Below are 15,210 nucleotides of genomic sequence, written 5' to 3'. Positions count from 1 at the left end.
TAGTACATTTACCCGAACCTCAATACTTATAAAAACACTATGGGATTTTTCGACTTTCTCATTGAAGAAATTGCAATCGACTTAGGTACAGCCAACACCCTTATAATACATAATGATAAAGTTGTTGTAGACAGCCCCTCAATAGTAGCGCGCGACAGGACTTCCGGCAAGATAACTGCCGTAGGTAAGGAAGCGGCTATGATGCAGGGAAAAACTCATGAGAATATCAAAACCATACGTCCCTTAAAGGATGGGGTTATTGCCGATTTTGATGCCAGTGAGAAGATGCTTACCATGTTCATCAAGGAAATCCCGGCGCTTAAGAAAAAACTTTTCACACCTGCCTTAAGAATGGTGATCTGTATCCCTTCAGGAATTACTGAAGTGGAGATGCGTGCCGTTAAGGAAAGTGCAGAAAGAGTTAATGGTAAAGAGGTTTACCTTATCCACGAACCTATGGCCGCTGCCATTGGTATTGGTGTTGACATCATGCAGCCTAAAGGAAATATGATCGTGGATATAGGGGGTGGTACTACAGAAATTGCGGTAATCGCTCTTGGAGGTATCGTTTGTGACAAATCGGTGAAGATCGCCGGTGATGTTTTCACCAATGATATCGTTTATTACATGAGAACCCAGCATAACCTTTATGTTGGTGAGCGTACTGCGGAAAAAATAAAGATACAGATTGGTGCGGCTACTGAAGATCTTGAGGTGCCGCCAGACGAAATGAGCGTTCAGGGTAGAGACCTTCTTACCGGGAAACCGAAGCAGGTAAATATCTCTTACCGTGAAATTGCCAAGGCTTTAGATAAATCTATTTTGAGGATCGAAGATGCGGTTATGGAAACCCTTTCTCAGACTCCGCCAGAACTTGCTGCCGATATTTACAATACCGGTATCTACCTTGCAGGTGGTGGTTCAATGTTAAGAGGCCTGGACAAACGTTTATCTCAGAAAACAGATCTTCCGGTTTATATCGCCGAAGATCCATTAAGAGCCGTAGTTCGTGGTACAGGTATCTGTTTAAAGACATTGAATCGATACAAAGGGATTTTGATCAAGTAGGAGAAGATTAATTTATGCAGCAGATTTTCAACTTTCTTATTCGGAATAAGAATTCGATTTTATTCTTAATCCTGTTCGTTGTATCTGTATTTCTTACAATTCAAAATCACGCATTTCATAAGAGTCGCTTTATAAGCTCTGCCAATTTTGTGACCGGTGGAGTCTATTCATGGTCCAATAACATCAACACTTATCTTCATCTCGATGAATATAATGAGAGATTGCTTGAAGAGAATAACAAACTTCGCAACATTATCTCCAATATTCACGATAGCATTTCGGTAGAAAAACAACTGGACAGTACTTCTTTTGAAGGAGATTATTTATTCAGGACGGCAAGGGTGATCAATAATAATTTCTCTAAGGTTGATAATTATCTTACGCTAAACCGTGGAAAACAAGCTGGCATCGAACAGGAATTCGGGGTTATCACCAGCCAGGGAATCGTGGGAATAGTGGATAGGGTGAACGAGAATTATTCCCGCGTAATTTCAATCCTAAACAGCAGGTCCAGAATAAATGCACAGCTAAATAACACCAACCATTTTGGTAGTCTGGTGTGGGATGGCAAGGATCCTAATATCGTTCAGCTTATAGATGTTCCCCGTCAGGCGCCATTGCAAAAAGGAGATACGATAATAACTGGTGGTCGTTCATTGATCTATCCTAAAGGACTTCCTATTGGTAGCATCCAGGATTTCAAACTGGACCAGACGCAGAGTTATTATACCATCAACATCAAACTTTTTAATGATATGACCAATATTGGTTATGTCTATGTTATAGAGAACGTGAACAAGGAAGAAATCAAGAAACTTCAGGATACGAATGAACAGTAAGCTTTTTTCAAATATCGCCAGGTTCATCATTCTTGTATTCTTGCAAGTCCTCATTCTGAACAATATTAATTTTGCAGGATATATAAATCCGCATTTATATGTGCTGTTCATATTGCTCTATCCATTCGCGGGCAATCAAAGCCTTTTCCTTTTCCTCTCTTTCCTATTAGGATTGAGCGTGGATATTTTTGAAGATAGCGGCGGGATAAATGCAGCAGCCTGCCTGGTCGCAGCTTTTATACGACCTAACTTATTGAGATTCTCTTTTGGGATCAGCTATGACCACCAGAACATTCGCCTTGCAGCGACACCTTTCGGCTCGAAATTGAGTTATGTTTTCCTTATGGTGATCGTACATCATTTTGTATTGTTTTCCTTGGAAATGTTCAGCTTAAATCATATACTTCTAATACTGAAAAAAACATTATTTTCCAGTATATTCACAGTGATCCTAACACTTCTAAGCCTTACTTTATTTAGTAAAAAATATCGATGAGAAAGATTTTACTATACATAACCATTTTAACCACTGGTCTTATATTCATTGGTAGATTGTTTTACCTGCAGATCGTTGACACTTCGCTAGCGATTAGATCCCAGGATAATGCGATCAAGGTGGTGTATGATTATCCGCAACGAGGATATATTTATGATCGTAATGGAGAGCTGATGGTTTCAAACCAGCCTTCTTATGATGTGATGGTGATCCCGAGAAATCTAAAACCATTCGATACTACAGAGTTCTGCCAGATCTTAAATCTTGAAAGAGAAGACCTGGAAAAGAAACTGGATAAGGCCAGGATCTATTCTCCCATGTTGCCTTCTGTGGTTATTCCTCAACTTACCAAGAGCGAATATGCTATTCTTCAGGAGAAAATGAGGAAATATGAAGGATTCTATATTCAGAAAAGATCATTAAGAGATTACCAGGTAGATCACAGCGCCAATGTACTCGGATACATCGCCGAGGTAAACCAGAGCATCATTAATAAGAATCCGTACTATATTTCTGGTGACCTTATTGGTCGTGCAGGTGTCGAGGAAACCTATGAAAATCTTTTGCGAGGAGTTAAAGGGGTAAAACATATCCAAAAAGACCGTTTTAATCGTGATATAGGCCCTTATAAGGATGGTATTTATGATACCCTACCGGAAAAAGGCAAGGATATCTCACTTACTATTGATGCTGCCCTTCAGGATTACGGAACCAAATTAATGCAGGGTAAAAGAGGTGGTATTGTAGCGCTGGAACCGGAATCAGGAGAAATCCTGGCTCTTATCACGGCTCCAACTTATGATCCTGCAAAACTGGTAGGACGCCAGCGTTCTCCAAATTTTACCGAATTATATTATGACACTATCGCCAGGCCGCTATATGACCGTGGTCTTCTGGCGCAATATCCTCCGGGATCTCCATTCAAAACGCTGAATGCACTTATAGGTCTTCAGGAAGGAGTTGTAGGCATCAAGGATGGTTTTTCCTGTAATCACGGATATTCCTACGGAAGAGGACGAAAGCTTGGTTGCCATGCTCATAAAAGTCCGTTATCGATGATTCCTGGAATTGCCCAATCCTGCAACGCCTATTTCGCGAACGTATACAGAAGGATCATCGAGAAGTATCCTACTCCGCAACAGGGAATGGATGCCTGGAACGCGCATTTAAAGAGTTTTGGTTTGGGACAGTATATGGGGAATGACCTGAGTACAGGACAGCCAGGAAAAATCCCGGATTCAGATTACTACAACCAGATCTATGATTACCCAACTTATAAATGGTACTCTACAGCAACCATCTCTAATGCCATAGGCCAGGGAGAGGTTCTAATGACGCCTATTCAGCTTGCGAATATGGCTGCAACCATAAGTAATAAAGGCTGGTATTATACTCCTCATATCCTTAAAGAGATCGAAGGAGATCCTATTAAAGAGGAGAAATTCACTAAAAAGAACTACACGACCATAGAAGCCAGGCATTTTGAACCGGTGATCGAAGGGATGCACGAAGTTTATAAAAGCGGAACAGCATCTACCTTAAGAATTCCAGGAGTTGAAATCGCTGGTAAAACAGGTACTGCAGAAAATTTTGCCAAGGTAAACGGAAAGAGAGTTCAGTTAACAGACCACTCTATATTTGTAGCTTTCGCTCCTGTGGAAAATCCTAAAATTGCGATCGCTGTATTCGTGGAAAACGGGTACTGGGGAAGCAGGTACGCAGGAAGAATGGCGAGTCTTATGATCGAAAAATATCTTAAGGGAACCATCACCAGAACCGATATGGAAAGCTGGATCTTAAGCCACAGCCTGGAAGACGAATATGCAAAACCATTAAGCGGAGAACCTTTTAGAATTAATCAGTAAATGAGTAAAAGCAGCGCGGGATTTGACTGGATAAGCATATTCATTTATTTAGCATTGATATTTTTTGGCTGGGCCAATATTTATTCAGCTTCCTTGGGATCAAGTTCGGGCTCGTATTTCGATATGAGTCAACCTTACGGAAAACAGGCGCTTTTTATCGCCCTGAGTATTTTCCTCATCGTGATCATCCTTTCTATCGAGGCTAAATTCTATCAACGTTTCTCGAGCGTTATCTATATCATCTCACTCCTCTCCCTCGCGGGATTATTTGTCTTTGGTAAAACGATATCCGGGGCCACATCCTGGTATTCTTTTGGGAGTTTTGGAGTACAACCTTCAGAATTCGCAAAATTCGCTACAGCGCTTGCCCTGGCCAAGTATTTAAGTGACATACAAACCAATATAAAGAGGCTGAGCCATCAGGTAAAGGCATTCATCATTATTGCCATTCCGGCGATACTGATCGTCCCTCAGCCCGATCCTGGAAGCGCCCTGGTATATGCCGCTTTCTTCTTCCCTCTTTATCGTGAGGGACTTTCTGGTTTTTATCTGGTTACCGGTTTAACCGCAGTAGCCGTTTTCGTTCTAACACTTGTTGTAGGCCCAATTTGGGTAAGTGTTGCTGCGCTGACCATTGGACTGATACTCTTCTTCAGAAAAAGAAAAAAACGACCAGGACGCCTATTAATTACCTTATTTGCGATAGTATCTATAGGGCTTAGCTTTTCTGTGAACTATATTTTTGAAAATGTCTTCGAACAAAGGCACCGCGACAGGTTTAATATCGTTCTTGGCAAGGAAGTCGATTCACGCGGAATTGGTTATAACACCAATCAAAGTGAGATCGCAATTGGTAGTGGTGGCTGGTTAGGAAAAGGCTGGACTGAAGGTACCCAGACCAAAGGTCATTTCGTACCCGAACAACATACAGATTATATTTTTAGTACCGTTGGTGAAGAATGGGGATTCCTGGGAAGCGCTATGGTGGTACTTCTTTTTGTCTTTTTACTGATCAGGCTTCTTGTGCTGGCTGAAAGGCAAAGAAACCAGTTTTACAGAGTTTATGGATATTCGGTAATAGGAATATTGTTTATCCACTTCCTCGTGAATATAGGAATGGTTATAGGTATCTTCCCAACCGTTGGGATCCCACTACCCTTCTTTAGTTATGGAGGATCAGGATTATGGGGATTCACCATATTGCTATTTATCTTTATAAAGCTGGACTCAGACCGACTCTCTTATTAAGAGCATTTATCTACCATTAGAAGAATAGCAGCAACTAATAGAATAAGCACCGGATAGATATATTTTCTTTTCATAATATCAAACATAAAAAAACCCGGAAACAAAGTTCCGGGTTTTTACTTTTATATAGACTCTTAGTTTTTCACTTTATTCTTTCTCTCAACATCTGCCAGTTTGTTCTTGGTGATGTTGTTCATTTTAATATCTGAAAGCACATTGATAGCTTCTTCAATATATACATCCTTGCTCAGGCTTTCATGCCATCTCTGTCTTTTCTCTTTCAGTATAGTATCTGTAGCGAAAAGTTCTTCTTCATAAGGAAGCGAAGTATAAGTTAGATCTGTCTTGTAGTCCTTGATAGCATCAAACTGTTTGGCCATTTCCTGGTCCTGTTCAGCCTGTCTTGCATAATCGTCATAACTTAATGGATAGCTACTATCTTCACTCTGAGTTTTTACCCATTTAGCATTGTCCTCTATAAGCTTTAACTGGGAATTGGTTTCCATTCTGGCTTTACTGGCCGCAATAGCTTCATCAAAACCTACGTAACCATTCCAGATATCATAATCTGCAGCATCAATTTTATCCCATGGTAGTGGGTTCTCCTGGTCTTTTTCACCAATATCAACAAAACTATACCTGTCTGGAACCACTACATCACTCTTTACCCCTTCAAGCTGTGTGGAACCACCATTCACACGGTAGAACTTCTGGGTAGTTATCTTTAGAGCTCCCATGTCTCCCATATCGTTATTTCTTAGCCACCTGTTAAGATCAATTACATTCTGAACTGTGCCCTTACCATAAGTCTGCTTACTACCAATGATGATCGCTCTTTTATAATCCTGCATCGCAGCGGCTAGAATTTCTGAAGCCGAAGCTGAAAGCTCATTTACCAGGATCACTAACGGACCATCCCAAAGGACCTGAGGATCTTCATCTTTTAATACTTCTTTACGCTGACCATTGGATTTAACCTGTACGATTGGCCCTTCTTCAATGAACATTCCGGCGATATCCACAACGGTTTTAAGAGAACCTCCGCCGTTGTTTCTAAGGTCAAGTACAAGACCTTCCATGCCTTCCTGTTTCAGCCTGATAATATCTTCTTTGATATCTGAAGCTGCGTTACGTTCATTATAATCGGTCATATCGAAATAGAACTTTGGAAGATTGATAACTCCATATTTTCTACCATCTTTTTTAACCATAGATGCTTTGGCATAGGTCTCTTCAATCTCGATCACATCGCGGGTAAGAGTTACTTCTTCAATATTCCCCATTACTTTCTTACGAACAGTAAGAGTTACTTTAGTGTCTTTTGGGCCCTTGATAAGATCTACCGCATCATCAAGTCTCATCCCCACGATACTCACGGCTTCTTTCTCATCTTCCTGTCTAACTTTCAGGATAACGTCTCCTTCACCAATCTCTTCACTTCTCCAGGCCGGACCACCCGAGATCACTTCGGTAATAGTAATATTATCACTATCCTTTACCAATCTAGCTCCAATCCCTTCAAGTTTACCAGACATGGCAATATCGAACCTGTCTTTATCCTGAGGTGCAAAATAAAAAGTATGCGGATCAAACTCCTCTACGATCGCATTGATATAAACCGAAAAGTAATCTTCTCTTTCAAGATCATCGGTAAATTCGTAGTATCTGTTGATGTTAGAAAGAGTGGTCTCTCTGGCTTCTTTTTCCAATTCAGCATCGGTCTTCATCTCGTAAGAAGTAGAATCCTCTTTTTTCTTTTTCTCATCCTGCTTTAGATCGTAATAAGAAATAAGTGTATTGAACTTCAGTTGTTCTTTCCACCTTTTTCTCATTTCTTCCTTAGAGGAAACATATTCCAGACTATCATAGTCTGTGTTTATCTTTTCGTTTTCAGTAAAATCGAAGGGTTTAGAAAGAATTTCCTTATACATGGATCTAGCTTCTTCCATACGCTCGCCAAGACGACCATAGGTAAGATTGAAGAACTCTATATTCTTCCCCTTGATCTGGTCATCTATCTTATCCTTATATGCATCAAATTCCTCTATATCACTAGCATAGAAAAAACGCTTGGAAGGATCGAGTCCTTCAAGGTAATCTACATATACATTCTCTGAAAAACTGTCATTTATATCCTTAGCATCGTAATGTCCCTGGTTAAGTACATACGTAATGAGATCTATAAGAAGTTTATCCTTGTTGGGGTCTTCGAATTTCTTGGTAGTAAAACTACATGAGGCAGCAGCCATTAGAAGAACGACTGCTAAGATCTTAATATTCCTTTTCATAACTCGTTTTAATTTCGTCATCGTTTGGTTACCTTATTTATAGTAAAAACTGTGCCAATAAGTTAAATAACCTGCACTAATTTGTGATACCACTAATATAAGCTTTCCTTATTTAAATTCTTATTTTAGCAGAACCAAATAATTATGCATGAATAAGAAAAAACCCCTTATCCTGGTTACCAATGATGACGGAATAACCGCACCGGGAATCAGGACACTGGTAGAGGTAATGAAAGAGCTTGGAGATGTAATCGTGGTAGCACCAGATAGCCCTCAAAGCGGGATGGGACATGCGATCACAATTAGTGATACTCTATTTTGCGAACAGGTAACCATCAAAGAATCCTACAAGCATAAGGAATATAGCTGTTCTGGCACTCCGGCAGATTGCGTGAAAATCGCCACCCAGGAGATACTTCACCGGAAACCAGATCTTTGTGTAAGCGGAATAAATCATGGATCCAACTCCTCCATTAATGTCATTTATTCAGGAACTATGAGTGCAGCTGTAGAGGCTGGTATTGAAGGTATTCCTGCCATAGGTTTTTCGTTGCTGGATTATTCGCTTAATGCCGATTTTGAACCAACCAGGAAATACATCAAAACCATCACTAAAAATGTGCTGAAAAACGGACTTCCAAAAGGAGTGGTGCTAAATGTTAACATCCCCAAATTAAAGGCTGAAGACATTAAAGGCATAAAAGTATGCCGACAGGCAAATGCGCATTGGGAAGAAGAATTCGATAAAAGAACGAATCCGCAGGGCCGTGAATATTATTGGTTAACCGGAACTTTCGTGAATAAGGACGAAGGAGATGATACCGATGAAAAAGCGCTTGAAGAAGGATATGTTTCGGTAGTACCGGTACAATTCGACCTTACCGCTCATCATTTTATCAAGGATTTAAGCAGCTGGTCTCTGAATGATTAAACAGAACTTACTTACTGGATTTTTAACCGGAATTGCGGCAAACATTGCCGGGGTAATGTTGTATATCGCATTGCTTTCTGAAGCAGATATTGACACTACTCTACAAAATGCGGTGGCCAATGATTACCTGGGGAAGATCATAGCTCTGGGAGCTATTTTAAACTTCCTTCCCTTTTTTGTATTTCTGAAAAAGAAGCAAAATTATCATGCGAGGGGAGTTCTATTAGCAACAGTTTTTGTAGCCATAGCTGTGGCAATCTATAAATTCATATAACATGAAATATTACATCATCGCTGGCGAAGCTTCGGGAGATCTGCATGCCTCTAACCTAATGAAGGCACTGAAAGAAGTAGACGCTAATGCTGAATTTCGCTTTTGGGGTGGTGATCTAATGCAGCAGCAAGGCGGCACTTTAGTGAAACACTACAAGGAACTTGCCTTTATGGGCTTTTCTGAAGTGATCATGAACCTCAGGACGATTTTTAAGAACATCAAGTTCTGCAAGGAGGATATAAGCAGTTTCAACCCAGATGTGATCATTTTTATCGATTATCCTGGATTCAATATGCGTATTGCTGAATGGGCTAAAAAAGAAGGTTTCAGGACACATTATTATATTTCCCCGCAGATCTGGGCCTGGAAGGAGAACAGGATCAAAAAGATTAAAAGGGATGTTGACGAAATGTATGTCATCCTCCCATTTGAAAAAGATTTTTATACCGAAAAGCATGATTTTCCGGTCCATTTTGTAGGTCATCCTCTACTGGACGCTATAGATAACAGGCCTCCGGTTGACATTGAATCTTTCAAACGAAATAACGGGCTGGATTCAAGACCGGTAATCGCCCTGCTTCCCGGAAGCCGGAAACAGGAGATCGAAAAAATGCTGGAGGTGATGCTAAGTGTAACTTCAGATTATGAAGATTACCAGTTCGTCATTGCCGGTGCACCCAGCCAGGATGAGGAATTCTACCAGACCTTCATGAAAAAATCCAACATCAAACTTATCATGAATAAGACCTATGATGTACTTGGTATTTCACATGCTGCGCTGGTAACTTCGGGAACTGCCACTTTAGAGACCGCTTTGTTCAAGGTACCGGAGGTTGTATGCTACAAGGGAAGTTATATTTCCTACCATATCGCCAAACGCATAATCAACCTGGATTATATTTCCTTAGTGAATCTTATCATGAATCGTGAAGTGGTCAAGGAGCTAATCCAGAATGAATTCAATTCGAAAAACCTGAAGATCGAGCTGAAAAAGATCCTCGATGAAAAGACCAGGAAAAAGATCTTCGGAGATTATTTTGAACTGGAGCAAAAACTTGGAGGTAAAGGAGCCAGCAAGAAAACAGCTGAACTCATATACCATAAGATATCTGAACAATAGAAGAACCAATTAGAGAGTTAGAGTATTGTAATGAAGAAACAGAATCTTTTAAAACTTTTGATCCTTCTGCTTACGGCAGCTTTTTTTACTTCCTGTGGTTCTTCCAGGAAAAGGGTTATTACCACCAAGGAAGAATATAAAAAAACCGAGGAAGCCGCTCCAGTATACAAGCATGATCCTGAGGCCGAACCGGAAGACAAGAAGGCATTCAAAGTAGTTCGCACGGCTAAAAAATTTGAAGGTACCCGCTATAAATATGGCGGCACAGATAAAAAAGGCATGGACTGCTCCGGTCTTATCTATGTTTCATTTCTTGAAGAGGGCATCTCCTTACCCAGAACTTCCAGAGACATGTCTCTGCAGGGAGAACGATTATACTTAAAAGAAGTAAGCGTGGGCGACCTGCTCTTTTTTGAAACAAACAAGAACCGAAAGGTCATTAATCATGTTGGCCTAGTGGTCGAGGTAAACGAGGACGGTATTTATTTTATTCATTCTTCAACTTCAAAAGGCGTTATTATATCCTCACTTTCAGAATCTTACTGGTATAATAATTTCGTGATGGCCCGCAGAGTCATCTAATTTTTATTTACCTTCAGAAAGCAAATCACTTCTGGTGAAAAACTTTCGATTTATTTTCCTGCGTTTATGCATTTACCTCATTGCAGGTATACTGCTGGCTTTTTATATGGAGATCAGCCGGCAAGTTTTAATGATTACCGGTGGGGTTATACTTTGTTTCTTTCTCTTTTCTTTCTTCCGTAGCGGGAAATTGCTCTTTCCCGATGATCTCTTCGGAATAGCTTCATTTTTACTGATCTTTTACCTCGGGTTCTTCATCGCTTATTTTAATATTCCTGAAAATCAACCTGACCATTATATTAAGCAAAATATAGAGCTAACCGATAGCCTGATTATTACCGGGAAGATCTCTGAAGAATTAAAACCAACCGCATTTTCTGAAAGATTTATAATGGAAGCCGAAGGTTTGATTTCAGGAGATTCTGAAAAGTCTATTCATGGAAAGGTACTGGTAAATGTTTTTAGGGATTCCACAAATAAGGACTTTCTAAGACCCGGAATGCGCATCATGGTGCCATGGAAGCCTGAAGCAATCAAAGCACCCTTAAACCCTTTCCAATTCAGCTACAGTCGCTATATGAAACAATTAAAGGTAGAGCAACAGCTTAATCTCGATCCTTCAAAAATTTCAATTAGCAGTTACGATCCCTCTTTTAGAGACAAAGCCTGGAACTTAAGAGAACGTTTAATCCAAAACCTCAAGAATTATAATTTCGGGAAAGATGAGATTGCCGTCTTCCAAGCACTCATTTTAGGTCAGCGCAGGGACATTAGCACCGAGCTTTATAGGGATTATGCTGCGGCCGGGGCAATTCATATTCTGGCTATATCTGGTCTCCACATCGGGATACTCCTGTTATTCCTGAATTTCCTTTTTAAACCGATTGAAAACTTAAAATATGGTAGGTTTATCAAGCCTGTAATTGTCATCATTTTACTCTGGAGCTTCGCCATTCTCTCGGGTCTAAGCGCGTCGGTCGTAAGAGCAGTATTTATGTTCTCTTTCATAGCGGTAGGGCTTCAGCTTAAAAGGAAGACCAGCAGCCTCAACAGCCTGTTCCTTTCTTTATTCTTTTTACTAATCCTGGATTCCTACTACATTTTCCAGGTTGGATTTCAATTAAGTTACCTGGCTGTTTTAAGCATCATAGTTTTTCAACCAATGATCTACCAGGTTTTCTCTCCGAATAATAAAGTCATAGATTACATTTGGAAGCTTAGCTCGGTAAGCCTTGCTGCGCAAATAGGAGTTATTCCCCTAAGTATATATTACTTCCATCAATTCCCCGGCCTGTTCCTGTTAACAAACCTGGTAGTGCTTCCCTTTTTGGGAATCCTCTTGGCTTTAGGAATTTTAGTCATTATCCTGGCCGCTATCCAGATACTTCCTGTTTTTATAGAGGAATCATTTGGCAAACTTTTAAATAGCCTGAACCTCTTTATTGAAAAAGTAGCAGACCTGGACCAATTTGTAATATCCAATATCCAATTAGATCTTCTCCAAACCATCGTCCTTTACCTGATCATCCTGGCTGTGGTGTTAATGATTAGAAAGATCAATTTTGAACGATTAAGCTTTTTCCTGATCTCGATCTTACTATTTCAGGTAGTGACCATCTATGCAAAAGCAAACATTCCGGCCAGGGAAGCTATAGTTTTTCATAGGTCGAAAGCATCAATATTCGGAATAAAAGAGACAAGTGATCTTAAAGTCTATTCCGAAGGCAAGGTGGATTCCACTTTTTTAATTGATTATCTAAGGGAAAGAAATATTGAGAGACTGGAAAATTTTCAAATTCCTAAAATCTTGGAGTTCTCAAACAAACTGATTTTGGTAATTGATACCGCTGGAAATTATAATTTGAAGCAATTAAAACCGGAACTTTTAATTCTCAGGAATTCTCCGAAAATAAACCTGGAACGACTTCTGAATAATATCTCTCCAGAAGAGGTCATCGCAGATGGCAGCAATTATTTCAGCTTTATTAGTAGATGGAAAGTAACGGCTGAAAATAAAAAAATCCCTTTCCACTATACTGGTGAAAAGGGAGCTTATGTTTTAAAACAGGATAAACAGAATTAGCTTGAAAAGGTACTTTCAAATTCTTCCTGGTATTTCTTCCAGTCTTCGTCTGTTTTCACTTTTTTATAATCGTCTGTAGCGAAGATCTTTAGGAAGATCTCAAGTTTCTGAGGTGTTAAATAACCTTTTACCGGAGTAAGAAAACCTGCATTTTCATCGAAGAAAACCATCGTTGGATATGCAGAAACGCCCATAGCCTGGGTAAATTCGTGTATGGCATTCCTACCCTTTTTCTCGGGATCGTAACCCGGATTTTTAAAAACCTTATCCTTGAAATTTATTACTTCGTTCCCTTCTGCATTGAACTTTACCGCATAGTAATGCTTATTGATATAGGCTGCTACATCTTTATTCGAGAAGGTATTTTTATCCAGCATTTTGCAGGGACCACACCAATCGGTATAGGCATCCACAAATATTTTCTTAGGATTTTTCTTCTGAGCTTTCAAGGCCTCGTTCATACTCATCCAATTGATCTCCTGAGCCTGAATAGCTGAAACAGAAAAAACAAATAATATGAAAATCAGTATTTTTTTCATGACATAAATTTAACCAATACAAATTAAAACAAAAAGCGTTCCTAGAATTTAGGAACGCCTGTAATATTTTTTTAAGTGAATGCTATTTAATTCCGTGCATTAATCTCTTTAAGATAGGATTCAATAAAGCTACCAGAATTCCTCCTGCTATCGGTACAACGGTAAAGATCAGGAAGAAAGTCGATAGATCATACTGCTTTGTTACCTCTTCGATCATTCCACCCAGGGAACCTGCCAGTTTATTACCAATGGCGATGGCCAGGTACCACATTCCGAACATGAAAGCGATCATTCTCGCAGGTACTAACTTACTTACATAGGAAAGTCCTAGAGGAGACAAACAAAGCTCTCCAAGGGTATGTAAAAGATAAGCCAGGATCAACCATATCATGCTCACTTTCGCGCCATCTACGATTCCACTGGAACCCCAGGCAAGTAAACCAAAGCCAAGACCTAATAGGATCAACCCAAAGCAATATTTGAAAGCTGCAGATGGATTGTATTTACTTTCCCACCATTTAGAAAAGAAGGAAGCGAAAACGATAATGAAAAAGGAATTCAATATGCTAAACCAGGAAACCGTGATCTCGGTAGTATCTGCTGAAAATTCACGAACCAGCATCCAGATAACCAGACCCCAAATACCCGCGAAACAAATACCAAGGATAATATTAGAACCTGGTATTCTTGCGAAGGTCTGTTTCCATAATAAATAAAGTACCCAGGTAATTATCGCAAGTGGAACTACAGTTAAAAGAGCGTTTACAACATTGAAGATGTTAGCCGAATTACCAGTTAATATCCTGTCTACATTGTCACGGGCAAATATGATCAGTGAAGAAGCTCCCTGCTCAAAAGCCATAAAAAAGAACACTGTAAACACAGCAAATATGATCACCGCGATCAATCGGTCACGCACAATTTTCGTGTACCTGGAAATTCTTGAAATAACAAGGATCAAAAACAGAATTAAGCCTACTATGGCCATACCTATAGGACCCGAAAGAGGTTCATTCCCAAAATCGAAAGGCATGACCACTGGCAACAGGTTAATGTTGGCGATCTTGGATAATGGATCATTGATGAGATACGTAAAACCGAGACCTGCAGAAGCTATTACCAGGATCTTATCGAAAAGAGTAAAAGGATTCGGTTTATGAGAAACTCCAGATTCTTCCTCTTCCTTCAGATGCTTTGCTTCAAGTTCCTTATCTGGCACCCCTCCTATTTTTCCGAAAAGTGGTTTAGCCAGCCAGAACTGTAAAGTTCCCAAAAGCATAAAGATACCTGCAAGACCAAAGCCCCAGCTCCAGCCTATTTTTTCAGCCAGATAACCGCATAACATCATCCCAAAGAACGCCCCGGCATTAACTCCCATATAGAAAATGGTATATGCACCATCCTTCTTATCTGGTTTACCCTCATACATTTCAGAAATGATAGAGGTAATATTAGGCTTGAAGAAACCTGTACCCAGTACAAGTAGACCAAGCCCGAAGTAAAGAGATAACTCTGTTTCCAAAGCCATGGAGGCATGACCCAGGGTCATTATAGCCGCACCTATGATCACCGCCCAGCGGTAACCCGTGAATTTATCTGCAATTAAACCTCCAAGAATTGGAGTTAGGTATAAAAGACCGGCATAAGTACCAAACAAGGCTCCCGCATTTTCGGCAGACCAGCCCCAACCGGGATTATCTACACCCACGATAGCCATCGTAAGGAAATTAACCAGAAGAACCCTCATCCCGTAGAATGAGAATCTTTCCCACATTTCAGTAAAGAAAAGAACAAATAAGCCTGCCGGATGGCCAAGTACTTTACTCTTGAAAAAATCTTCCTGAACCGGTGTTGAGCTTAGCGCACTCATGTTTCAA

Annotated in this window: 13 protein-coding genes; 10 read left to right on the top strand and 3 right to left on the bottom strand. The window is 40.1% G+C overall.

What is annotated here, in order from left to right; all coding sequences use genetic code 11:
* The first annotated feature begins 39 nt into the window (after window positions 1-39).
* From C8P64_RS15820 to rodA, 5 genes are read left to right on the top strand one after another with little or no spacing between them, the layout of a single operon-like run.
* Window positions 40-1,068: a rod shape-determining protein gene (locus C8P64_RS15820; RefSeq protein WP_011710806.1), complete on the top strand. Its 1,029-nt coding sequence runs from the start codon at window positions 40-42 to the stop codon at window positions 1,066-1,068.
* A 14-nt stretch (window positions 1,069-1,082) separates the two neighbouring features.
* Window positions 1,083-1,907 carry a rod shape-determining protein MreC gene (gene mreC, locus C8P64_RS15815; protein ID WP_108173074.1) on the top strand — a complete coding sequence of 275 codons (825 nt, stop codon included), beginning with the start codon at window positions 1,083-1,085 and terminating at the stop codon, window positions 1,905-1,907.
* Complete coding sequence (locus tag C8P64_RS15810; protein ID WP_108173073.1) at window positions 1,897-2,403, top strand: rod shape-determining protein MreD; 507 nt, start codon at window positions 1,897-1,899, stop codon at window positions 2,401-2,403. Before mreC ends, C8P64_RS15810 begins: the two co-directional genes overlap by 11 nt.
* A complete protein-coding gene (gene mrdA / locus C8P64_RS15805) occupies window positions 2,400-4,268 on the top strand; it encodes a penicillin-binding protein 2 (RefSeq protein WP_108173072.1) in 1,869 nt (622 codons plus the stop codon). Before C8P64_RS15810 ends, mrdA begins: the two co-directional genes overlap by 4 nt.
* Window positions 4,269-5,516: a rod shape-determining protein RodA gene (gene rodA / locus C8P64_RS15800; RefSeq protein WP_108173071.1), complete on the top strand. Its 1,248-nt coding sequence runs from the start codon at window positions 4,269-4,271 to the stop codon at window positions 5,514-5,516. It abuts the gene before it with no gap.
* 134 nt (window positions 5,517-5,650) lie between these two features.
* Here the strand turns inward: rodA and C8P64_RS15795 are convergent, their stop codons facing one another.
* Complete coding sequence (locus C8P64_RS15795; RefSeq protein WP_170106677.1) at window positions 5,651-7,804, bottom strand: carboxy terminal-processing peptidase; 2,154 nt, start codon at window positions 7,802-7,804, stop codon at window positions 5,651-5,653.
* A 148-nt stretch (window positions 7,805-7,952) separates the two neighbouring features.
* On the opposite strand from C8P64_RS15795, the gene surE reads away from it, so the two are divergent.
* Genes surE through C8P64_RS15770 form a run of 5 tightly spaced genes read left to right on the top strand, consistent with a single transcriptional unit; the run spans window position 7,953 to window position 12,794 of the window.
* Window positions 7,953-8,735 (top strand): 5'/3'-nucleotidase SurE, encoded by a 783-nt coding sequence (surE, locus tag C8P64_RS15790; RefSeq protein ID WP_108173069.1) that lies wholly within the window; start codon window positions 7,953-7,955, stop codon window positions 8,733-8,735.
* Window positions 8,728-9,009, top strand: coding sequence for a hypothetical protein (locus tag C8P64_RS15785; protein WP_108173068.1), 282 nt, complete (start codon window positions 8,728-8,730; stop codon window positions 9,007-9,009). The genes surE and C8P64_RS15785 overlap by 8 nt, the downstream gene beginning before the upstream one ends.
* A 1-nt stretch (window position 9,010) precedes the next feature.
* On the top strand, window positions 9,011-10,129 hold the full coding sequence (lpxB, locus tag C8P64_RS15780) for a lipid-A-disaccharide synthase (RefSeq protein ID WP_108173067.1): 1,119 nt from the start codon (window positions 9,011-9,013) through the stop codon (window positions 10,127-10,129).
* Between the two features lie 30 nt (window positions 10,130-10,159).
* Window positions 10,160-10,711 (top strand): C40 family peptidase, encoded by a 552-nt coding sequence (locus C8P64_RS15775; RefSeq protein ID WP_108173066.1) that lies wholly within the window; start codon window positions 10,160-10,162, stop codon window positions 10,709-10,711.
* Between the two features lie 34 nt (window positions 10,712-10,745).
* Window positions 10,746-12,794: a ComEC/Rec2 family competence protein gene (locus tag C8P64_RS15770; protein ID WP_146167232.1), complete on the top strand. Its 2,049-nt coding sequence runs from the start codon at window positions 10,746-10,748 to the stop codon at window positions 12,792-12,794.
* Here C8P64_RS15770 and C8P64_RS15765 read toward each other — a convergent pair.
* Together C8P64_RS15765 and C8P64_RS15760 are read right to left on the bottom strand one after the other, a co-directional pair.
* Window positions 12,791-13,333 carry a thioredoxin family protein gene (locus C8P64_RS15765; protein WP_108173064.1) on the bottom strand — a complete coding sequence of 181 codons (543 nt, stop codon included), beginning with the start codon at window positions 13,331-13,333 and terminating at the stop codon, window positions 12,791-12,793. The two genes, C8P64_RS15770 and C8P64_RS15765, sit on opposite strands and share 4 nt — an antisense overlap.
* An 82-nt stretch (window positions 13,334-13,415) precedes the next feature.
* Window positions 13,416-15,203, bottom strand: a complete 1,788-nt coding sequence (locus tag C8P64_RS15760; protein WP_108173063.1) for a peptide MFS transporter — start codon at window positions 15,201-15,203, stop codon at window positions 13,416-13,418.
* Between the last annotated feature and the right edge of the window lie 7 nt (window positions 15,204-15,210).

Source organism: Christiangramia gaetbulicola, from assembly GCF_003054225.1.
GTDB classification, from domain to species: domain Bacteria; phylum Bacteroidota; class Bacteroidia; order Flavobacteriales; family Flavobacteriaceae; genus Christiangramia; species Christiangramia gaetbulicola.
This window is presented reverse-complemented; position numbering and strand designations above follow the sequence as displayed.